The following is a 22,321-nucleotide window of genomic DNA, read 5'->3' as shown; positions in this document are numbered from 1 at the left end:
GTTTTGCAGACCGCTTCCGGCCAGTAATGGCCCGCACGGTGCAAAGCGAAGCAGGATTGTAACCGCGCTGCGGTACAACCCCAACCAATGCCACACACGTATCGGCACCGTCTTCGGGGTGCTGCGATCGTCCTCTCCCAACAGCGGACATCGCGGTCGAAGCCGGGGATACGTGGAGGTCCCAACCCCCGGGCCACCTGAAAAGGCCCATTGCAGGAGTACTACCATGGCTCAAGTCACCATGCGTCAGATGCTGGAAGCTGGCGTGCATTTCGGTCACCAGACCCGCTACTGGAACCCGAAGATGGCCCCGTACATCTTTGGCGCCCGCGGCAAAATCCACATCATCAACCTCGAAAAGACGCTGCCGCTGTTCACCGACGCGATGAACTTCCTGTCGGCGATCGCCCAGAAGCGCGGCACCGTGCTGTTCGTCGGCACCAAGCGCTCCGCCCGCGAAGCCTTGGCTGAAGAAGCCAGCCGCGCCGGCATGCCCTTCGTCACTGCCCGCTGGCTCGGCGGCATGCTGACCAACTTCCGCACCGTGAAGCAGTCGGTTGCCCGCCTGAAGGAGCTGGAAGCCGCCGAAACCGACGGCAGCTTCGACAAGCTCGTCAAGCATGAAGTGCTGGCACGGCGCCGCGAGCGCGCCAAGCTGGAAAACTCGCTGGGCGGCATCAAGAACATGAACCGCCTGCCCGACGCGCTGTTCGTGGTCGATATCGGCCATGAAAACATCGCCGTGCAGGAAGCCAAGAAGCTCGGCATCCCGGTGATCGCCGTGGTCGACACCAACTACAACCCGGAGCTGGTCGATTACGCCATCCCGGGCAACGACGACGCGATCCGCGCGATCCAGCTGTACTCCCGCGCTGCCGCCGACTCCATCCTCGAAGGCAAGGCCGCCGCTCCGGCTGCTGCCCAGGGTGACGCCAACGAATTCGTCGAGCTCGACGAAGAAGGCAACCCAGTCGCCAAGGACGATGAGCGTCGTGCTGCCGCTCCGCGCCGCAACGCGCCCGCCAAGAAGGGCGGCCCGCGCGGTGGCGAGCGTGACGACCGCCGCGGCGGTCGCGGCGGCCGTGGTGGCCGCACGCAGGACCTCGGCGACGCCGACTAAGCCTCCCCGCTGCCGTGGCGGTACTGCCGCCACGGCACATCCAAGATTCCCGAGGAACTTTGCAATGGCTGATATTTCCGCCCAACTGGTCAAGGAACTGCGCGAGCGCTCCGGCGCCGGCATGATGGAATGCAAAAAAGCGCTGGTCGAAAACAATGGCGATATCGAAGTCGCCATGGAATGGCTGCGCAAGTCGGGCCTGGCCAAGGCTGACAAGAAGGCTGGCCGCGTGGCTGCCGAAGGCCGCATCGTCAGCGCCCAGGGCAACGGCAGCGCCGTGCTGGTCGAAGTGAACTGCGAAACCGACTTCGTCACCAAGAACCCCGACTTCGTCAAGTTCAGCGATAACGTCGCCGACGTGGCACTGAAGTCCGGCGCCAAGGATATCGACGCACTGAAGGCCGCCGCTTATCCGGCTGGCGGCACCATCGAAGAAGCTGCGAAAGGTCTGGTTGCCACCATCGGCGAAAACATCCAGGTTCGCCGCATGGCGCGCGCGTCGAATGACGGCGTGATCGCCAGCTATATCCACGGCGGCCGCATCGGCGTGCTGGTGGCGCTGAAGGGCGGTTCGGAAGACCTGGCCAAGGGCATCGCCATGCACGTGGCGGCGATGAATCCTGCTTATGTCCGCGCCGAAGACGTTCCGGCCGACTTCCTGGCCAAGGAAAAGGAAATCGCGCTGAGCCAGATGTCCGAGAAGGAAAAGGCCAAACCGGCCGAGATCCTGGAAAAGATCGTTGGCGGCAAGGTCAGCAAGATCATTTCCGAAGTCACCCTGCTCGGCCAGCCTTATGTGCTGGACACCAACACCACGGTTGCCGACGCCCTCAAGAAGGAAGGAGCCGATGTGATCTCGGTGGCACGCCTGGCGGTTGGCGAAGGTATCGAGAAGGTGCAGGAAGACTATCTGGCCGAAGTGCAGAAGGCGATGCAGGTCTAACGCCGCAGTCGTTCCAGAAACCCAAAAAAGCCGCGAGAAATCGCGGCTTTTTTATGACCTAATCACTACAGCCGAGTAACGACAAGGCTGTCTCATGCTCTGGCGCAAGCGCGCATGCTGGTGCGCCCGCTACTCCGTGCCCGCAGCGCTTTGACGAGGCTGCAGCATATCCCAGCGATTGCCGTATAGATCTTCAAATACCGCCACCGTGCCATACGGTTCCTCACGCGGCCGCTCGATAAAACGCACACCGCGCATCCGCATCGCCTCATAGCGCGCATAGAAATCATCGACATACAGAAAAAGAAAGACCCGGCCGCCCGCCTGCTCGCCCACGCAGGCGTCCTGTTCGGCGGTACTCGCCTGGGCAAGCAATAGACGGGTTTCACGCGCACCAGGCGGCGAAACCAGCACCCAGCGCTTGCCCCCACCCAGTGGCGTGTCTTCGACCAGCTCGAAATCCAGGCAGCGGGTATAAAACGCGATCGCCTCGTCGTAATCGCGCACCAGCAGTGCAACCGCAGCGATGATGTGCTTCATGACGAACTCCTGGCGGCGACTGCGCTAAAAACCCGCTACCGCAACCTGGAAGGATGACAGCAACTGGCGCTACAGCATAAAACTGTGACGCGCTGACGTCTGCGGTGGGCTCCGCTACAATGCGCGCGTTTTGCATCTAACAATCCGGAGCCTCCATGAGCGACCAGCTAAAGTATCGACGTATCCTGCTCAAGCTCTCCGGCGAGGCGTTGATGGGTGATGCCGACTACGGTATCGACCCCAAGGTAATCGGCCGTCTGGCCGATGAAATCATTGAAATACAACATGCTGGCATCCAAATTGGCGTGGTAATCGGCGGCGGCAACATCTTCCGCGGCGCCGGCCTGGCGGCAGCAGGCATGGATCGCGTCACCGGCGATCACATGGGCATGCTGGCCACCGTGATGAATGCGCTGGCCATGCAGGATGCCATCGAGAAGCGCGGCGGCTTCGCCCGCGTGATGAGCGCCATCCAGATTCACGATGTCGCCGAGGATTTCATCCGCCGCCGCGCCATCCGCCATATTGAAAAAGGCCGTATCGCGCTGTTCGCCGCCGGCACCGGCAACCCCTTCTTCACCACCGATTCGGCCGCCGCCCTGCGCGCCATCGAAGTGGGGGCCGACCTGCTGCTCAAAGCCACCAAGGTCGATGGCGTCTACAGCGCCGATCCCGCCAAGTACCGCGATGCCGAGCGCTTCGAACAGCTCAGCTACGACCAGGTGATCGAGCGCAAGCTTGCCGTGATGGATACCGCCGCCATCGCACTATGCCGCGACCACCGCATGCCCCTGCGCATCTACGACATGACTGTGCCCGGCAACCTCATGCGCATCATGCGCGGCGAGGCGATCGGCACGCTGGTCGACGCGTAAACCCCAGGGCCGGGGGAGCAATGGCCGTCCAAGGCTGCCCTGCCCCTCATTCCGGTCTTTTTGCCGCCTGCTATAATGTGCGGCTTGCACGCCAACGGGTGATTTCCTCATGCTCAACGACATCAAGAACGATGCCCAAACCCGCATGGGCAAGAGCATCGATGCCCTCAAGCACGATCTTTCTCGCCTGCGCACCGGTCGGGCCAGTACGACGCTGGTCGACCACATCAAGGTGCCCTACTACGGCTCGGACACGGCGCTGAATCAGGTTGCCTCGGTCTCCCTCGCGGACGGGCGCTCGATCGTCATCACGCCGTTCGAAAAAAACATGGTCGCCCCGATCGAGAAAGCCCTGCTGGCTTCCGACATCGGCATCACCCCGACCACCGCCGGTACCGTTATCCGCCTGAACATGCCGCCGCTTACCGAAGAGCGTCGTCGTGAGCTGGCCAAGCACGTATCGCACGAAGGCGAGAACGCCAAGATCGCCATTCGCAACGTGCGTCGCGATGCCCTGCAACACATCAAGGACCTGCTGAAAGAAAAGCAGATCACTGAAGACGAAGAACGCAAGGCCGACGAAGAAATCCAGAAGATCACCGATCGCTTCGTCAAGGAAGTCGACACTGTCGCAAAGGCTAAGGAAGAGGAACTGATGGCGATGTGATCCATCGCCGTCGATCAAACCTGCCGTCTTGGCTCCAGCTTCATCGCACCAAAGAACCAGACGGCACGACGCATTCCACGCTCTCGAACGGGGAGAGGGCAACGGGTGAAGGGCTACACCACGCCATCGCGAAGTCCAGGCAGACGACTGTCGAAAACTACGTCTGCCCGCGTCCTCGCATCCCATCCGCAACCGATCCCATTCCGCAAAAGGCGAAACAGCGATCAGAAGTGGCTGTTCTCTGACGAACGCACTTCCAGCGAGGCAAACAGCACCGCCACCGCTACTCTCCATCCATGACCACGACTCCGCAAAAATACGTACCTCGGCATATCGGCATCGTGATGGATGGCAATGGCCGCTGGGCGAAGGCGCGTCATCGTCCGCGCAGCTTCGGCCATAACGCCGGACGCAAAGCCGTGCGCGAAGTGGTGGAGGGTTGCCTGCGCCAGGGTGTGGAAGCGCTTACGTTGTTCGCCTTCTCCAGCGAGAACTGGCAGCGACCACAAGAAGAAGTCGGCGCGCTGCTGGACCTGTTCGTGCGCGCACTGGACAAAGAAGTCGACGAGTTGCACGAAAATGGCGTGCGCCTGCGCTTCATCGGCGACATTGACGCCTTCGACAAGCCGCTGCAGCAACGCATGCTGGGCGCCATGAAGCGCACTGCCGAAAACAACAAGCTGCACATGAACATCGCAGTCAACTACGGTGGCCGCTGGGATATCGTGCAGGCCGCCCGCAAGATCGCCATCGCCGCCGCACGTGGCGAGCTGCCGCTGGAAGCGATCGACGAGGCCGAGTTCGACCGCTGGACCAGTCTGGCCGAATTGCCCCCGCTAGACCTGTTTATCCGCACCGGCGGTGACCGCCGCGTCAGCAATTTCCTGCTGTGGCAGCTGGCCTATGCGGAGCTCTATTTCACCGATACCCTGTGGCCCGACTTCAACCAGATCTCGCTACAGCACGCCATCAATGACTTTGCCCGCCGCGAGCGCCGCTTTGGCCGCACCGGTGATCAGGTCGCCCAGGCCTGATCACTGACCAGGCCTGTCCACTAAGGAGCATTCATGCTGCGACAGCGCGTCCTAACGGCCCTGCTCCTCGCCCCACTGGTCATCCTGCTTATCCTGCTGCTGCCGACGGGCATCTTCGCCTGCCTCTTGGCAGTGGCCTTCCTGGCAGCGGCCTGGGAATGGACGCGCTTGGCTGGCATGAAAAATCGCGTCAACCGTGGCGTGACGCTCAGCTTCGCCGCGGTGCTGTTCATGGCGCTTTGGCTGTTGCGCGCATGCACATGGTTATGGCCTGCATTGATGGTCGCTGGTGTCGCATGGTGGCTGCTGGTCTGTGTCTGGCTACGTCACTTCGCCTTTGCTGCCGCGCCCACGCCTGAAAATCGCAATCTGAAACTGCTGGCCGGCGCATTTGTGGTGTTCCCGGCCTGGGTGGCCGCCGTAAGCATCCACGGCAGCCACCAACCGCATGGCCATGTCTGGACCTTTCTTGCCATGCTGCTGGTGTGGGCCGCCGATACCGGCGCCTATTTCGCTGGCCGCTTCTTCGGCAAGCGTAAGCTCGCCCCGCAGATCAGCCCCGGCAAGACATGGGCAGGGGTCTACGGTGCATTCGTCACCAGTGCATTGGTGCTTGGGGTCGGCGGATGGCTGCTAGGCGTACGCGATGCACGCCTGCTCGGCCTGATCGTCGTGACGGTCGTGACCGTAGCCAGCTCCATCGTCGGCGATCTGTTGGAAAGCCTGATGAAGCGTCACGCCAATGTGAAAGACTCGGGCGCGCTGTTCCCTGGGCATGGCGGCCTGCTCGACCGTCTCGACAGCGTCTTCGCGGCCTTGCCGGTATTTGCGCTGGGCAAGCTGCTGCTGGGCTTTTGAGTCTGCCAGCATGATTCGCCGGGTTGCTGTGTTCGGTGCAACCGGCTCGGTCGGCATCGATGCGCTTGATGTCGTCCTTCGTTATCCGGATCGATACCGCGCAAGCGTGCTGAGCGCGCACCGCAATGTCGAAGCGCTGGTGAAACTGTGTGCGCTGCATCGACCTGATCTCGCCATCGTCGCCGACCCCGCACTTGAAGCAGAGCTGGCGCGCCGACTTGCTGCCGCGGGTGTGCAGTGCGAGGTAGCCAGCGGTTCCAAGGCCGTGACCCAGGGGGCGGCATCCACCCTGTGCGATACCGTTATCGCTGCGATCCCCGGCTTGGCCGGCGTGGCAGTGACCCTGGCCGCGGCCCGCGTCGGCAAGCGTTTGCTATTGGCCCATCAGGAATCGGCCGCCGTCGCGGGCTCGCTACTACAGCAAGCCTTTGCGGAAGGCGGTGGCGAATGGGTTCCGCTGTCCCCGGCATTGCACGCCGCCTATCAATGCCTGTCCGGCGAACGGGTCAGTGATGATGTGGCACGGCTGGCGCTGGTTACGCCCGGAGGACCGTTTCTGGGCCGCCGTCGAGCCGAGCTGATGACCGTGCTCCCGGACCGGCTCTGCACACCGTCTGATCGAGGGACCCGCCGTCGGACAGCCGTAAATATCGCCAGCCTCATGGATCAGGGTTTGCACGTCATCGCGGCCCATCAGCTGTTCCAGCTGGCTCCGGAGAGAGTCGACCTGCTGGTGCATACCGAGGAGCGGGCCTACGCACTGATCGAACGCAACAATGGCTCCCTGCAAGCTCAGTCCGGCGAATCGGACAGCCGCCGAATCATCGCCCAGGCACTCGTACTGGAAACCGGCATGGGCCCACTGGAGCGCCTCAGTGACGCTCCAACGCCCCCCGACAGGCCAGACATCGCCACCTTCCGCTGCCTGGCGCTCGCCTATCAGGCCGCGCAGGCCGGCGGCGATGCACCAGCCATCCTGAATGCCGCCAACGAGGTCGCCGTAGAGGCCTTTCTGACCGGAGCCCGCCCCTTCCTCTCGATTGCCGATCTGATTGAGCAGGTTTTGATGGAACTGCCGCCCGAGCCCGTGGTCGATATTCAGATACTGAGCGAACGCGACCGGACCGCCCGAGCGGCTGCCCGACGGGTACTTCGCAACGCTTGCTGATAAGCTTTGAGTTCCCTAGAGACGTACCTGACTTGATGAATCCCTTTTTCGGCTCGGTGTTTTGGTTGCTGGTCACGCTTGGCGTGCTGGTGACCTTTCACGAATTCGGACACTACTGGGTCGCACGCCGCTGTGGTGTGAAGGTACTTCGCTTCTCGGTCGGCTTTGGTAACGCCCTATGGAAGCGCATCGGTCGCGACGGTACCGAGTACCAGATCGCAGCGATTCCGCTCGGTGGCTACGTGAAGATGCTCGACGCGCGCGAAGGCGATGTGGATCCCGCGCTGCGTCATCAGGAATTTACGGCGCAGCCGATCTGGAAACGCATCGCGATCGTCGCCGCCGGTCCAGGCTTCAATATCATCTTTACCCTCGCCGCGTTCTGGCTGATGTTCGTGCTGGGGCGTACCGATTACCCACCGATCGTGACCGCGGCGCCACAGAGCATCGCTGCCGAAGCGGGCATACAACCGGGTGATCGTCTGCTCACCGTTGGCGGCGAACCTGTCACGACCTGGAGCGGCTCACTGGATGTGATCGCCAACGCCCTGCTGGGTCGCACCCCCATCGCCGTCACCGTGCGTGGCAGCGATGGCGCGCAGCGCTCACTGGTGCTTCCGCTCAATCGCTTGCCCGCAGGCGAAGACATCGGCCAATACATGGACAAGCTGGGTCTGCAACTTGGGGCCGCCCCGGCGATTGTGGGCACGGTTTCACCGGGCGACCCGGCTGCACTGGCTGGTCTGCAGGCAGGCGACAAGATCGTTCGCGTCGATGGCAATGGCGTGAAGGATTTCAACGATCTGAGTAAGCAGATCGTGGCTGCGGCGGCCAAGTCGCCGAAGCTCGCGCTGGACGTCGAACGCCAAGGCAAGACCCTGCAGCTCGCCGTGATGGCACGCATGGAGTCCCCGGACGGCGGCACGCCACGCTGGGTCATCGGCGTCACACCGGAAATGGCCATCCAGCACTATGGCCCGCTCAAGGCGCTGGCCGAGTCGTTCGATCTCACCTGGCAGCGCACCGTCGATACCTTCGGTATGGTGGGCAAGATGCTGACTGGCCAGGCATCGACCAAGAACCTGTCCGGGGTGATCGGCATCGCCCAGGCCGCCAACATGTCGGCACAGGCGGGGCTGGACCGTTTCCTGGAATTCCTCGGTCTGGTGTCGCTCAGTCTGGCCATTCTCAACCTCCTGCCGATTCCAATCTTGGACGGCGGGCACTTGCTGTATTACCTTATCGAGCTGATCAAAGGCAGCCCGGTCAGCGAACGGACCATGATCGCGGGCCAGTATGTGGGGATCGCCTTGTTGTTCACGCTGATGGGGTTGGCGTTTTACAACGACATCCATCGCATCATCCTGCCCTCGTGAGTCGGATGCGCGCCGCTGACAACCTTGTGTTGGATGCTGGCCGCTGCGTCCTTATCGCGTGGCAACCCACCCGCAGCGCGCGGCACCCGGGGCTGTCCTACCGGTCAGGCCCAGCGCGACTGCGGTAGAAAAAAATGGGGCCGGAGTGATACCGGTCTTTGGAAAAAAATACAGCGAGTCGGTCGTAAGGCCGACTCGTCCGAATAACACAACGGAATCGACGATGAAGCGTATCGCCGCCCTGATCCTGCTTGCCTCCCTTTCTACGAGCGTCTTCGCTCTCGAACCATTCGTCGTTTCCGATATCCGCATTGAAGGCCTCAGCCGCATCTCCGCCGGCACGGTGTTCAACTACCTGCAGATCAACAAGGGCGACCGCCTTACCAACGAAGAAGCCCAACAGGCCATTCGTGCGCTGTACAACACCAAGTTCTTCAGTGACGTGGAGCTGGAGCGCGACGGCAGCATCCTGGTGGTCAAGGTGGTTGAACGGCCATCGATTGCCAAGCTGACCATTCGCGGCAACAGCGACATCAAGACCGATGACCTGAAGAAGGGTCTGAAGGACATCGGCCTGAGCGAGGGTGAAACCTTCGATCGCCTGGCACTCGATCGCGTGCAGCAGGAACTGATCCGCCAGTACTACAACCGCGGCAAGTACAACGTGTCGGTTTCTCCGCACGTGACGCAGCTGGACCGCAACCGCGTGGCGATCGACATCGAAATCCGCGAAGGCAAGGTGGCCAAGCTGCAGGAAGTGAACATCGTCGGCAACACGGCGTTCACCACCCGCGAGATCGAAAAAGATTTCGAATCGGGCACCCCCAACTTGCTGTCCTGGTATTCGAAGAACGACCAGTATTCGCAGGACAAGCTGTCGGGCGACTTGAAGAAGCTGCAGTCCTTCTACATGGATCGCGGCTATGCCGACTTCGGCATCGACTCCACCCAGGTCACTATCTCGCCCGACAAGCGCTCGATGTACATCGCTGCCGACGTCACCCAGGGCGACATCTACCACATCTCCGATACCCACCTGCTCGGCCAGCTGATCCTGCCGGAAGACACGCTGCGCAAGCTGGTCTTCGTCCAGAAGGGCGACCTGTTCAACCGCCGCGCGATCGAAGCAACCTCGGACGCCATCAAGGCTCTGCTGGCGAACATCGGCTACGCCTTCGCCAAGGTCAACCCGGTACCCAAGCTCGACAAGCAGAACCACACCGTGGATATCACCTGGTACATCCAGCCGGGTCCGCGCGTGTATGTTCGTCGCGTGATTTTCCAGGGCAACACGCGCACCGAAGACGATGTGCTGCGCCGTGAAATGCGTCAGCTCGAAGGCTCCTGGTATTCGCAGGCGGCCATCGACCGTTCCAAGATCCGCCTGCAGCAGCTGGGCTTCTTCAAGACCGTCACCATCGACAAGCAGGTGGTGCCGGGCAGCGACGACGAAGTCGATCTGACCGTAAAGGTGGAAGAACAGTCCGCCGGCAGCCTGACCTTCGGCGTGGGCTATTCGCAGTATTCGGGCATCATCCTGTCGAGCTCGGTGTCGCAGAACAACTTCCTCGGTACCGGTGACCGCTTCACCATCGGTGCGGAGCGCAGCGACTACCTGACGCAGATCAACGCCGGTTACTACAACCCGTACCTGACCGACAACAACATCGGTATCGGTTACAACGCCACGTTCTCGCGTGCGGACTACAGCGACCTGGGTAGCGAGTACGCCAGCTACTCGAACAGCACCAAGTCCTTCTCCACCACGCTGGGCTTCCCGGTGACCGACTTCGATCGCCTGAGCGGCAGCCTGGGCATAGGTAGTACCAAGATCAACACCTACGTGGGCTACACCCCGCAGGTCCTGGTCGACTACATCAACGCGCTGGGTCACGACACCATCCATAGCTGGACCGGTTCGCTGAGCTGGACGCATGACACGCGTAACTCGTACTGGGCCCCGACCCACGGTGGTCAGCTCTCGGCGACGGTCACGGCGGCGCTGCCCGGCTCCACCGTGCAGTACTGGACGTTCAACGGCGAGGCCAACCATTACTGGCCGATCGGTGCCGGTTTCGTGCTCTACCTGGATGGCAAGGTGGGTTACGGCAACACCTATGGCGGCAAGACCTTTGAAGACACCACCGCCGACTACACCCTCTCCGATGGCCAGTATGGGTACAAGGCCGGTCAGCCGGTCACCTTCCCGTTCTGGATGAACTTCTACGCCGGCGGTGTGACCGACGTGCGCAGCTGGCAGGACAACACGCTCGGTCCGCGCGCTTGCGCCGGCGCGACATCCAATGGCCTGCCGATCGTTCCGACAGCAAGTGGCTACTGCGCGGGCAGCACGTATAACTACGCACAGCCGATCGGTGGTGCGTTCAAGGTGCTGGGCACGGCGGAAATTTATCTGCCGCTGCCGTTCCTGAAGGACATCAACACGGCACGCGTCTCGCTGTTCATGGACGTCGGCCAGGCTTACCAGAACCTCCAGGCCTTCGACGCCAAGCAGCTTGATGCTTCCGCCGGTGTGTCGCTGCACTGGCAGGCGCCGATCGGCCCGCTGATCATCAGCCTGGGCTTCCCGATCCGCTCGCAGCCGGGTGATAGCCAGTACCAGGAGCGCATCCAGTTCACCTTCGGCAGCCAGTTCTAAACCGGCTTGTCCTGATCAGGTCCGTAAGGACCTGGCTAAAGAAAGCGCGGCCATGCCGCGCTTTCTTTTGGATCCGCAAAATGATGCGCGCTGTGCGGACTCACCCCCTACAATGCGGCGCATGTCGTGGAGGCCTGCATGAGCAAAATCCAATATAGCGTGGCCGAACTCGCCGAGCGCTTTGCCCTTTCGTTCAAGGGCGATGACGCACGCATCATCGACGGCGTGGGCACGCTTTCGGGCGCAGGTCCAACGCAGCTCAGCTTCCTCTCCAACAGCAAATATGCCGCGCAGCTCGGCACAACCCGCGCGGGTGTGGTGGTACTCCACGGCGATGCAGCGGAAAGCTGTCCGACCGCCGCGCTGATCGCACGCGACCCCTACGTCACTTATGCACATATCGCGGCCCTGTTTGAGCGTCTACCTGCCGCCGCGCCAGGCATTCATCCGAGTGCCGTCGTCGCCGCTGGCGCGCGGGTAAGCCCCACCGCAAGCATTGGTCCCTGCTGTGTGATCGAAGACGGCGCGGTCGTCGAAGACGGCGCTGTGCTGGGCCCGCACTGCATTATCGGCACCGAGTGCGTAGTGGGTGCGCAGTCGCGCCTGGTCGCCCGCGTCACCCTGGTTACGCGGGTGACCCTGGGCAAACGCGTGTTGGCGCATCCCGGCGCGGTGATCGGTTCGGACGGATTTGGCCTCGCCTTCGATCGTGATCACTGGGTGAAGCTGCCGCAGCTGGGCGGCGTGCGCATCGGCGATGACTGCGAAATCGGTGCCAATACCACCATCGATCGCGGTGCACTGGACGATACGGTGCTGGAAGAGGATGTGCGGCTGGATAACCAGATCCAGATCGCCCATAACGTATATGTCGGCGCGCACACGGCAATGGCCGGCTGTGCCGCAGTTGCCGGCAGTGCGAAAATCGGCCGTTATTGCATGATCGGCGGCAACGCCGGTGTGCTGGGCCATCTTGAAGTGGCTGACCGGGTTACCATTACGGCCAAGAGCCTGGTGACACATTCGATTCGGGAGGCCGGTGAATATTCCTCCGGCGTGCCGCTGCAGGAAAACCGTCAGTGGCGCCGCAATGCTGCGCGCTTCAAGCACCTGGACGAGTACGCGCGCCGCGTGTCGGCGCTGGAAAAGGATAAGAACGATGACTGACAACACCGCTCCGGTCACGCTGCCGGTGAACGTGGAGCAGATCCAACAACTGCTGCCGCATCGCTACCCGTTCCTGCTGGTCGATCGCGTGATCGAGATCGTGCAGGATCAGAGCGTGGTGACGCTGAAGAACGTGACCATCAACGAGCCCTTCTTCAACGGCCACTTCCCTGGCCATCCCGTGATGCCGGGCGTGCTGATCGTGGAGGCCATGGCCCAGTCGGCCGGTTTGTTGACGCAGCTCAGTGCGCGCATGAAGGGCGGCTCGCCCAGCGCCCTGTTCTATCTGGCCAAGGTCGACAACGCGCGCTTCAGTGCGCCGGTGGTGCCGGGTGATCAATTGCGCATGGAAGTGCGCCTCAAGCGTCTGCTGCGTAGCATGGGCCTGTTCGAAGCCCGCACGCTGGTGGACGGCAAGGAAGTGGCCAGCTGCGAGCTGATGTGCGCCGCGAGGTCAGAGAAATGATCCATCCGACCGCGCAAATCGATCCCACTGCTGTTATTGGCGCCAATGTCCGCATCGGGGCCTACACCGTCATCGGCGCCGATGTGCACATTGGCGAGGGCACGGTCATTGGCCCGCATGTGGTTGTCGAAGGCCCCACGCGCATCGGACGCGACAATCGCATCGCACAGTTCGCCTCCCTCGGTGGCGACCCGCAGGACATGAAGTTTCAAGGTGAGCGCACCGAACTGGTCATCGGCGACCGCAACCTCATTCGTGAATTTGTCACCATCAATCGCGGTACCGGCGACGGTGGTGGTGTCACCCGCATCGGCAACGACAACTGGTTGCTGGCCTATGTGCATGTGGCGCACGACTGCACCATCGGCAATCACACCATCTTCTCCAACTATTCGGCGCTTGCCGGTCACGTGGAAGTGGGTGACTGGACGGTGTTCTCCGGCTATTCGGGTGCGCATCAATTCTGCAAGGTCGGTGCGCATGCGTTTATCGCCATGGGCTGTCTGCTCGGTGCGGACGTGCCGCCGTTCCTGATGATGGCCAACGATCAAAACGGACGTCCGCGCGGCCTCAACACCACTGGTTTGAAACGCCGCGGCTTCGAGCCCGAACGCATCACGGCCATCAAACGCGCCTATCGCACGATTTACACCTCGGGCCTGTCACTGGCAGAGGCCCGCGAACAACTGTCCGCACAGGCCAAGGAAAGCGAAGACGTACGCGCCATGCTGGAATTTCTGGAACGTAGTGAGCGCGGATTGGCTCGTTGATATGCATCCCGCATATCAACCAACCTGATACGGGCTTTTGCTCGGGGAGCCCATCATGTCTGATGACAATCAAAGCCCCCTGATCGCCGTGATTGCCGGCGAAGAATCCGGCGACCAGCTGGGCGCAGACCTCCTGACTGCTCTGCGCCGGCACTATCCGCACGCACGCTTCGCCGGCATTGGCGGCAGTCGCATGCAGCAGCAGGGCTTCGAGTCGTGGTACGACATGCGCGAGCTTTCGCTGTTTGGCTTCGCCGAAGTGGTCGGCCATCTGCCGCGCCTGCTCAAGCTGCGCAAGGAACTGGTCGCACGGCTTATCGCTGAAAAGCCGTTGGTAGTGATCGGCATCGATGCACCGGATTTCAATCTCGGCGTCGAGCGTCGCCTTAAAGAAGCGGGTTTGCGCACCGTGCATTACGTCAGCCCCTCGATCTGGGCCTGGCGTGAAAATCGCGCCGACAAGATTGGCATGAGTGCCAACCGTGTGCTGTGCCTGTTTCCGATGGAACCGCCGATCTACGCCCGGCACGGCATCGATGCGCGCTTCGTCGGTCATCCGCTGGCGGATCGTTTTCCGCTGGTTTCCGACCGCATTCCGGCACGCCGCAGCCTGCAGCTGCCACTGGATGTGCCGGTGCTCGCACTGCTGCCCGGCAGCCGCCATTCCGAGCTGGAGCGATTGGCGGGGCCATTCCTGGATGCAGCGCGGCGCGTCGCGTCGGCGCTGCCAGGTTTGCGCATCGTGATTCCAGCCGCCAATTCACGGGCGCTCGGCACGCTCAAGACAATGCTTGCCCATGGGCCGCATGACGAGATGATGCCGATCCTGCTTGACGGCCGCGCCCATGACGCCATGCTGGCAGCCGATGTGGTCATGCTCGCCTCCGGCACCGCTACGCTCGAAGCCATGCTCGCCAAACGGCCGATGGTGGTGGGTTATCGCGTGTCGCCGGTGAGCTATCGGATTGCGCGCATGCTCAACATGCTCAAGACCGATGTCTACGCGCTGCCCAACATCCTTGCCCGCGCTTGCGGCATGGGCAAAGACGCGATGCTGGTGCCCGAACTGATGCAGGACAACTGCACCGCAGCCAAGCTGGCCGAAGCCACCCTGGCCTTGTTCCGTGACAGCGAGCGCCGTGGCGCGATTGTTTCCGCCTTCGAGCAACTGCACGAGACACTGCGCGGCAATCTGCATGGTCACGCCGGCGATCACGCTGCGGCGGCCATTGTGGAGCTGATCGACACACCCCGCACGCCCCGGTGAGAGAGCTGAAGTGAGAGGCAATCTCGCCACCGCCAATCCATCCGAGCGTGCTTTGCATGAGCATTGAGGCAAACCTTCCCACTCTCACCTCAATCCGTTCCTCAAACGGCAGCGGAAGCGAAGGAGACGAGCACGTTATTCGTGTTGCCGGTGTTGACGAAGCAGGCCGCGGCCCGCTTGCCGGTCCGGTGGTCGTCGCAGCCGTCGTACTCGATCCGCGCAAGCCGATCGATGGACTGAACGATTCCAAGAAGCTCAGCGAAACACGCCGCGAAAAACTCTACCCGCTGATCATCGAACGTGCGTTCGCCCATTGCGTGGTCGTGGTCGAAGCCGAAGAAATCGATCGCCTGAATATCTTCCAGGCCACCATGGCCGGCATGACCCGCGCCGTTGCCGGTTTGATACCTGCCGCCACCGCAGCGTTGATCGACGGTAACAAGCTGCCCAAGGATCTCCCCTGCCCCGGCCGCGCGATCGTCGGCGGTGATGCACTGGAGCCCGCCATCAGTGCCGCGTCGATCCTGGCAAAAGTAAGTCGGGACAGATTGATGATTGCGATGGAACAGCAGCATCCCGGTTACGGTTTTGCAGTCCACAAGGGTTATCCCACGCCAGCTCACCTGGCAGCACTGGAGCGCCTTGGCCCGTGCAGCCAACATCGCCGCAGCTTTGCTCCGGTCAAGAATTTGCTGGATCAGGGGCGGCTTTTCTAAGCATCTTTACGCCCACCTGGGGCTTCTTTGTTTCGCACAATGCGCCTGCTTCGCAGGTAGAGGGAAGTTGCACGCAGATCATCTGCACGCACTGCAGCGAGCCACAGCGGCTCTGACATGCCCGTTGAAAAACACAGGGATGGGGATCAGGACACATCAAGTTCATTGTTCCCCGTTTTCCCTGCTCCCTTGCGCTTGTCAATGCTTGCCCACTCCGGACCACCCCGCTAGGCTGAGCCATTGCATCCGCGCGCGCGCCATGTCCCTCCGTTTCGCTCATCTGCACCTGCACAGCGAGTATTCGCTGGTGGACTCGACCATCCGCATCAAGGCGCTGGTGGCAGCCAGCGTGCAGGCGGGTGCGCCCGCGGTGGCGCTGACCGACGAATGCAACATGTTCGCCCTGGTGAAGTTCTACAAGGCGTGCAGCGCGGCGGGCATCAAACCGATCGGTGGCTGCGACCTGTGGATCAGTGCCCCGGACGACCCGCGCCCGTGGCGCCTTACCGTGCTGTGCCAGAACCGCGATGGCTACTTGAACCTTTCGCGCCTGGTGTCGCGCGCCTGGCGCGAAGGCCAGCAAGGCGGCCGCGCCCTGGTGGATGCGGCATGGCTCACGCCCGATGCGACGGCGGGCCTGATCGCCCTGCTCGGTCGCGAAAGTGAAGTGGGGCGCATTGCCGTCAACCAGGGTACGGACGCGGGCGCTGTGCATCTGCAATCGCTGATGCGGCTGTTTCCTGACCGCCTCTACCTGGAGCTCACCCGCTGCGGCCGCGAAGGCGAAGAAGTGTGGAACAACGCGGCGCTGATGCTGGCGACCGCGCTGGATCTGCCCGTCATCGCCAGCAACGACGTGCGCTTTATCAAGCAGAATGATTTCGAAGCACACGAAGCACGCGTATGCATTCACCAGGGACGCGTGTTGGCCGATCCCAAGCGCCCGCGCGACTATAGCGACCAGCAATACCTGAAAACGCCGGAAGACATGGCGATGCTGTTCGCCGACATTCCCGAAGCGCTGGAAAACACCGTCGAGCTGGCCAAGCGCTGCAACCTGGAACTGTCGTTCGGCACCTACTACCTGCCCAATTTCCCGGTGCCGGAAGGCCACGATCTAGCCAGCTATATCCGCGAGATTGCGCGCGAAGGCCTGAAGGAACGCCTCGCCGCCGCACCGCTGGCGCCCGGCCATACCCTGGCCGATTACGAAGCGCGCCTGGAACGCGAGCTGGATGTCATCGTGAAGATGGGCTTCCCCGGCTACTTCCTGATCGTGGCGGACTTCATCAACTGGGGTAAGCAGAACGGCATTCCGGTCGGGCCGGGGCGCGGTTCGGGCGCCGGCTCGCTGGTGGCCTGGGTGCTGAAGATCACCGACCTCGACCCGTTGCAGTTCAACCTGCTGTTCGAGCGCTTCCTCAATCCCGAGCGCGTGTCGATGCCGGACTTCGACATCGACTTCTGCATGGACCGCCGCGACGAGGTGATCGACTATGTCTCGCGCAAATACGGCCGCGACCACGTCAGCCAGATCATCACCTATGGTTCGATGGCGGCGAAGGCGGTGCTGCGCGACTCCGGCCGTGTGCTGGGCATGGGCTACAACGCGGTCGACCGCATCGCCAAGCTGATTCCGGCGCGTCCGCTCGATCTCACCCTGTCCTGCGCGCTCGGCCGTTCGGAGAAAGCGCAGAAAGAACCCGAGCGCGTGGTGAAGGAGTTCTGCGATCTCTACGAGCAGGACGAAGAAGCCAAATCGCTGATCGATCTCGCGCTCAAGCTGGAAAGCCTGACCCGCAACGCCGGCAAGCACGCCGGTGGCGTGGTGATCGCACCCACGCCGCTCACCGACTTCGCGCCGCTGTATTGCGAAGCCGGCGGTACCGGCGTCGTGACCCAGTACGACAAGGACGACGTGGAAGCCGTCGGCCTGGTCAAGTTCGACTTTCTTGGTCTGCGCACGCTCACCATCATCGACTGGGCGGTCAAGGCGATCAACGAACGCCTCACCAAAGTGGGCGAACCGCCGCTGGATATCGCCGCCTTGCCGCTGGATGATCCGGCGCCCTACGAACTGCTGAAAAAGGCGCAGACAGTCGCCGTGTTCCAGCTCGAATCCTCCGGCATGCAACGCATGTTGAAGGATGCCAAGCCCGACCGCTTCGAAGACATCATTGCGCTGGTGGCGCTGTACCGTCCCGGCCCGATGGACCTGATTCCCAGCTTCGTCGCGCGTAAACACGGCCGCGAAGAAGTGGAATATCCCGACCCGCGCGTCGAGCCTGTCCTGCAAGAGACCTACGGCATCATGGTCTACCAGGAGCAGGTGATGCAGATGGCGCAGATCGTCGGCGGCTACTCGCTGGGCGGCGCCGACTTGCTACGCCGCGCGATGGGCAAGAAGAAAGTCGAGGAAATGGCGAAGGAGCGCGCCAAGTTCCGCGAAGGCGCCGCCAAGGATGGACTCAGCGGCGACAAGGCCGACGCCATCTTCGACCTGATGGAAAAATTCGCCGGCTACGGCTTCAACAAGTCGCACGCTGCGGCCTATGCGTTGGTTTCCTATCAGACCGCATGGCTGAAAGCACACTATCCGGCCGAGTTCATGGCCGCGACCATCTCGTCGGACATGGACAACACCGACAAGGTGGTGACCTTCCTCGACGAATCGCGCGCGATCAACCTGACGATCCTGCCGCCGGATGTGAATGCATCCGAATTCATGTTCGTGGCGGTCGAGCCCAAGGTCATCCGCTACGGCCTTGGCGCGATCAAAGGCGTCGGACAAGGCGCCTGCGAAGCCATCGCGGACGAGCGGCGTGCAGGTGGCGCCTATAAGGATCTGGCCGACTTCTGCCGCCGCGTCGATCCCACCAAGCTCAATCGCCGCGTGTTGGAAGCCTTGATTCTCTCCGGCGCACTCGATGCGCTGGCGCCCAACCGCGCCAGCCTGATGCTGCAATTGCCGGATGCGATCAAAGCCGCCGAACAGCATCTGCGCGATCGCCAGTCCGGTCAGAACGACATGTTCGGCGCGATGATGGGAGCCGCCGCACCCGTCGTGCAGGTTGAGCTGCCCACTGCGCCCGAGTGGCCGCTGGAACAGAGGCTTCAAGGCGAGCGCGAGACACTCGGCCATTACCTCTCCGGCCATCCCACCGACCCGTGGCGCGAGGAGCTGGCGCAGCTCGCCACCTGCCCGCTCGGCGAGATTGCCGACCGCTACCAGCCGCCGCGCCCGCGCAAGAACGAAGGGGACGACGGCAACCGCTTTCGTCGCGGTCCGGATACACCGTGGACGGTCGCCGGTATGGTCACCGCCGTGCGCAAACGCGGCGACAGCGATGCGTTCGTCCGACTTGAAGACGGCACCGGCATCATCGAAGTGAGTTTCTTCGGCGAGCTCTACCAACAGGTCGCGCCGCTGCTGACGCGCGATGAGCTGCTGGTGGTCGAAGGAGGCCTGCGCATCGACGAATTCTCCGGCGGTGGCTTCCAGGTGCGCGCCCGCAGCGCCTATACCCTGGGCGACGCCTGCCGCCGCTTCGCACGTCTGTTGCGGGTGAAGGTCAACGGCATCGGCCCGGATTTCATCCCGCAGCTGCGCCAGGCCCTTGCCGGTCATCGCGGCGGCCGCGCCGCCGTCATCCTCAGCGGCTACCGCAATGCCATTGCGCAAGCCGATTTCGAGCTTGGCGAAGATTGGCACGTAAACGCCATTCCGGAATTGTTGCGCGCCGTGCGCGGCATGTCGGGAGTCATCGGCGCCGGGGTGCGCATCGTCAAGACTGGCAACGGCGAATAGCCCGTCAAGCCAGCGGCTTTGCCTGCTTGAACATCCGTGTGCCATCCCGGCCGCTCAATCGGACGCCCAGATACGTTTGCCCGGCCCGCGCATCAAATTGATGCTGACTTGCCGCGTTCCGTATCATTGAAAGCCGACTGAGAAAAAATGGTCATCCCGGGTGGGGAGCCCGCCCAGAACCGGCACCCGCCGAAGCTTGCCGGATGCGGGTTGGCGGCCGCCACGGTCAGCCCATACGCCCCCGTTCCCCCGCTTTTGGCCGCCCCGGTATACTGCCCCGCTTCTGTGCCATCCCAAGACTGGAATGAATCCCAATTTCCTCGACTTTGAACAGCCGATTGCCGATCTGGAAGCCAAGATCGAGGAACTGCGCTATGCCAGCAGCGGCCAGGCCGTCAACATCGATGACGAGATCCGGCGCCTGCGGGAAAAGCTGAAGCTCAAGACGGCCGACATCTTCCGCAACCTGGATTCCTGGCAGACCACCCAGCTGTCTCGCCACCCAGCCCGCCCCTACACGCTCGACTACATCAGCGTGATGTGCGATGAGTTCCACGAGCTGGCCGGCGACCGCGCGTTTGCGGACGATGGAGCCATCGTCGGCGGCCTGGGCCGCGTCAACGGCCGGCCGGTGATGATCATCGGCCACCAGAAAGCCCGCGACACCAAGGGCAAGCTCAAGCGCAATTTCGGCATGCCTCGTCCCGAGGGCTACCGTAAGGCGCTGCGCCTGATGAAGATGGCCGAACGTTTCAAACTGCCGCTGTTCACCTTCATCGACACGATGGGCGCCTACCCCGGCATCGGTGCCGAAGAACGCGGCCAGAGCGAAGCCATCGCCCGCAACCTGCTGGAAATGGCGGAGCTGAAAACCCCGATCATCTGCACTGTGATCGGCGAAGGCGGTTCCGGCGGCGCGCTGGCGATCGGTGTCGGCGACCGCACGATGATGCTGCAGTACTCCACCTATTCGGTGATCACCCCGGAAGGCTGCGCCTCGATCCTGTGGAAGAGTGGCGAAAAGACCAAGGACGCCGCCGAAGCGCTGGGCATGACTGCCCCACGCCTGCTGGAACTGGGACTGATCGACAAGGTGGTGCGCGAACCCTTGGGCGGGGCGCACCGCAATCCGCATTCGATGGCCGTACGCCTGAAGGCGGTTCTGTTGAACGAGCTGGACAAGCTCGAAGCGATTCCGATGCCGGAACTACTGGAACTGCGCTATCGCCGCCTGCGCGGCTACGGCGCCTACCAGGAGTAACTGGCAGCATTTCGCTTTTTGCTGAAGAATCGCGCGACCTTCCACGCACGCGATTCCTCCTATGCAAGCTTGCTCCCTTTTGCGCCGCGTCGTTACCGTCGCGACCATGGTCTTTGCGGCCCAGGTTTCAGCACAAGCCGCACCCATGCAAGCCGGCAACGCCGAGGCGCGTACCAGCAAGGCCTTCGAAGCGGCGCGCCAGCAAGGCCCACTCGCACTGCACGCCTTTCTCGCCGCCATGCCCAAGGGCGCTGACCTGCACAACCACCTGAGTGGTGCGGTCTATGCCGAATCGTGGATCGCCCAGGCCGCCGCCGATGGCTTATGCGTGGACATCGCCACTTCCAGCCTGCTCGACAAGCCAACGGCTGCCGCACCCAACTGCGGCCAAGGCCGACGTCCCGCCGCGGATGCACTCAGCGACCAGCACTTCTACGACACGCTGGTGGACGCTTTCTCCATGCGCAGCTTCGTGCCTTCGGCCGGCCGCTCTGGCCACGACCAGTTCTTCGACAGCTTCGGCCGCTTCGAGGCCGTCAGTCCGCAACAACACATGGGCGACTGGCTCAACGAAGTCAGTACACGCGCTGCCACGCAGAACGAACAGTATCTGGAGCTGATGGTCACGCCGCCCTTTGCGCACGCGGCGCAACTCGCACGCACACTAGGCTGGCAAGACAACTTCGATACCTTGCGCCGCCAGTTGCTTGCGCACGGCTTGAAAGACGAAATGGCTGTCGATGAGCAACTGCTCACCCAAGCCTTGACCGAACGCAGTCGCCAGCAACAGTGCGGCAAGGCCAAGGCCGCGGATGGATGCAGCGTGCAGATCCACTTCCTGTACCAGGTATTGCGTGGTGCGGCGCCGGAGCGCGTGTTCGCGCAGACCCTGCTCGGCTTCGAACTCGCCTCGGCCGATCCGCGCTGGGTCGGCATCAACTTCGTGATGCCCGAAGACGGCTATCTGTCGATGCGCGACTACACCTTGCAGATGCACATGCTCGACTACCTGCATCGTCTTTACCCAAAGGTGCATATCAGTCTGCATGCCGGCGAACTGGCGCCCGGCCTGGTGCCTCCGGATGGCCTGCGTTTCCACATCCGTCAGGCCGTGGAAATCGGCCATGCCGAACGCATCGGCCATGGCGTGGACGTGATGTACGAAGATCGGCCCGAGGCACTGCTGGATGAGATGGCCGCACGTCATGTGATGGTGGAAATCAACCTGACCAGCAACGACGTAATCCTGGGCGTGCACGGCGCAGATCACCCCTTGCCAACCTACCTCAAGCACGGGGTGCCCGTGGCCCTGTCCACCGACGACGAAGGTGTCTCGCGCATCGACCTCACACACGAATACGTCCGCGCCGCTGAAGATTTCGGACTCGACTATCCCATCCTGAAACAGATGGCGCGCAACAGCCTCACGTACAGCTTCCTGCCTGGTGAAAGCCTGTGGACGTCCAGCGCATGCCGTGGCCAGACGCCTGGCGCCAGTCACCCCGCCACCGCTTGCCAGCGCTTCCTCGACGGCAGCGCCAAAGCGGCAGCGCAATGGGAGCTGGAGCACCGTTTCCAGACCTTTGAGGAAGCTCACCAAGCTTGATGGATTAGCGATACCATCCG

At 62.5% G+C, this 22,321-nt stretch carries 18 protein-coding genes; 17 read left to right on the top strand and 1 reads right to left on the bottom strand.

All coding sequences use genetic code 11. The features are described from left to right. The first annotated feature begins 226 nt into the window (after window positions 1-226). Window positions 227-1,120 (top strand): 30S ribosomal protein S2, encoded by an 894-nt coding sequence (gene rpsB, locus ISP19_RS17795; RefSeq protein WP_204683734.1) that lies wholly within the window; start codon window positions 227-229, stop codon window positions 1,118-1,120. A 64-nt stretch (window positions 1,121-1,184) separates the two neighbouring features. Then, window positions 1,185-2,063, top strand: a complete 879-nt coding sequence (tsf, locus tag ISP19_RS17790) for a translation elongation factor Ts (RefSeq protein WP_204683733.1) — start codon at window positions 1,185-1,187, stop codon at window positions 2,061-2,063. 129 nt (window positions 2,064-2,192) lie between these two features. Here the strand turns inward: tsf and ISP19_RS17785 are convergent, their stop codons facing one another. After that, window positions 2,193-2,603, bottom strand: a complete 411-nt coding sequence (locus ISP19_RS17785) for a VOC family protein (protein ID WP_204683732.1) — start codon at window positions 2,601-2,603, stop codon at window positions 2,193-2,195. Between the two features lie 155 nt (window positions 2,604-2,758). Here ISP19_RS17785 and pyrH point away from each other — a divergent pair, with 155 nt between their 5' ends. The 15 genes from pyrH (at window position 2,759) to ISP19_RS17710 (ending at window position 22,301) form a co-directional block, all read left to right on the top strand. Then, on the top strand, window positions 2,759-3,478 hold the full coding sequence (gene pyrH / locus ISP19_RS17780) for a UMP kinase (protein ID WP_204683731.1): 720 nt from the start codon (window positions 2,759-2,761) through the stop codon (window positions 3,476-3,478). Window positions 3,479-3,587: 109 nt separating this feature from the next. Next, window positions 3,588-4,145 (top strand): ribosome recycling factor, encoded by a 558-nt coding sequence (gene frr / locus ISP19_RS17775; protein ID WP_204683730.1) that lies wholly within the window; start codon window positions 3,588-3,590, stop codon window positions 4,143-4,145. A gap of 296 nt (window positions 4,146-4,441) precedes the next feature. Next, a complete protein-coding gene (uppS, locus tag ISP19_RS17770) occupies window positions 4,442-5,179 on the top strand; it encodes a polyprenyl diphosphate synthase (RefSeq protein ID WP_204683729.1) in 738 nt (245 codons plus the stop codon). Window positions 5,180-5,212: 33 nt separating this feature from the next. Then, complete coding sequence (locus tag ISP19_RS17765) at window positions 5,213-6,037, top strand: phosphatidate cytidylyltransferase (RefSeq protein ID WP_204683728.1); 825 nt, start codon at window positions 5,213-5,215, stop codon at window positions 6,035-6,037. Window positions 6,038-6,047: 10 nt separating this feature from the next. Then, window positions 6,048-7,205, top strand: a complete 1,158-nt coding sequence (locus ISP19_RS17760; protein WP_239556895.1) for a 1-deoxy-D-xylulose-5-phosphate reductoisomerase — start codon at window positions 6,048-6,050, stop codon at window positions 7,203-7,205. 35 nt (window positions 7,206-7,240) lie between these two features. Further along, the gene (rseP, locus tag ISP19_RS17755) at window positions 7,241-8,581 is read left to right on the top strand and encodes an RIP metalloprotease RseP (RefSeq protein ID WP_204683727.1); all 1,341 of its coding nucleotides are present in this window, start codon (window positions 7,241-7,243) and stop codon (window positions 8,579-8,581) included. 223 nt (window positions 8,582-8,804) lie between these two features. Continuing rightward, a complete protein-coding gene (bamA, locus tag ISP19_RS17750; RefSeq protein WP_204683726.1) occupies window positions 8,805-11,240 on the top strand; it encodes an outer membrane protein assembly factor BamA in 2,436 nt (811 codons plus the stop codon). A 138-nt stretch (window positions 11,241-11,378) separates the two neighbouring features. Beyond that, window positions 11,379-12,407, top strand: coding sequence for a UDP-3-O-(3-hydroxymyristoyl)glucosamine N-acyltransferase (gene lpxD / locus ISP19_RS17745; RefSeq protein WP_204683725.1), 1,029 nt, complete (start codon window positions 11,379-11,381; stop codon window positions 12,405-12,407). Then, a complete protein-coding gene (fabZ, locus tag ISP19_RS17740) occupies window positions 12,400-12,873 on the top strand; it encodes a 3-hydroxyacyl-ACP dehydratase FabZ (RefSeq protein WP_204683724.1) in 474 nt (157 codons plus the stop codon). The genes lpxD and fabZ overlap by 8 nt, the downstream gene beginning before the upstream one ends. Further along, a complete protein-coding gene (lpxA, locus tag ISP19_RS17735; RefSeq protein WP_204683723.1) occupies window positions 12,870-13,643 on the top strand; it encodes an acyl-ACP--UDP-N-acetylglucosamine O-acyltransferase in 774 nt (257 codons plus the stop codon). Before fabZ ends, lpxA begins: the two co-directional genes overlap by 4 nt. Window positions 13,644-13,698: 55 nt before the next feature. Continuing rightward, a complete protein-coding gene (gene lpxB / locus ISP19_RS17730; protein ID WP_204683722.1) occupies window positions 13,699-14,910 on the top strand; it encodes a lipid-A-disaccharide synthase in 1,212 nt (403 codons plus the stop codon). Between the two features lie 56 nt (window positions 14,911-14,966). Further along, window positions 14,967-15,626 carry a ribonuclease HII gene (rnhB, locus tag ISP19_RS17725; RefSeq protein ID WP_204683721.1) on the top strand — a complete coding sequence of 220 codons (660 nt, stop codon included), beginning with the start codon at window positions 14,967-14,969 and terminating at the stop codon, window positions 15,624-15,626. 259 nt (window positions 15,627-15,885) lie between these two features. Then, window positions 15,886-19,434, top strand: a complete 3,549-nt coding sequence (dnaE, locus tag ISP19_RS17720; RefSeq protein ID WP_204683720.1) for a DNA polymerase III subunit alpha — start codon at window positions 15,886-15,888, stop codon at window positions 19,432-19,434. Between the two features lie 304 nt (window positions 19,435-19,738). After that, window positions 19,739-20,695 carry an acetyl-CoA carboxylase carboxyltransferase subunit alpha gene (locus tag ISP19_RS17715; RefSeq protein WP_204683719.1) on the top strand — a complete coding sequence of 319 codons (957 nt, stop codon included), beginning with the start codon at window positions 19,739-19,741 and terminating at the stop codon, window positions 20,693-20,695. A gap of 61 nt (window positions 20,696-20,756) precedes the next feature. Beyond that, window positions 20,757-22,301 carry an adenosine deaminase family protein gene (locus tag ISP19_RS17710; protein WP_204683718.1) on the top strand — a complete coding sequence of 515 codons (1,545 nt, stop codon included), beginning with the start codon at window positions 20,757-20,759 and terminating at the stop codon, window positions 22,299-22,301. Window positions 22,302-22,321 lie beyond the last annotated feature (20 nt).

The sequence above is a fragment of the Dyella flava genome, from assembly GCF_016904955.1.
In the GTDB taxonomy this organism is placed as follows: Bacteria; Pseudomonadota; Gammaproteobacteria; order Xanthomonadales; family Rhodanobacteraceae; genus Dyella_B; species Dyella_B flava.
The sequence above is the reverse complement of the archived record's forward strand: the minus strand, read 5'-3'. Positions and strand labels throughout refer to the sequence as shown.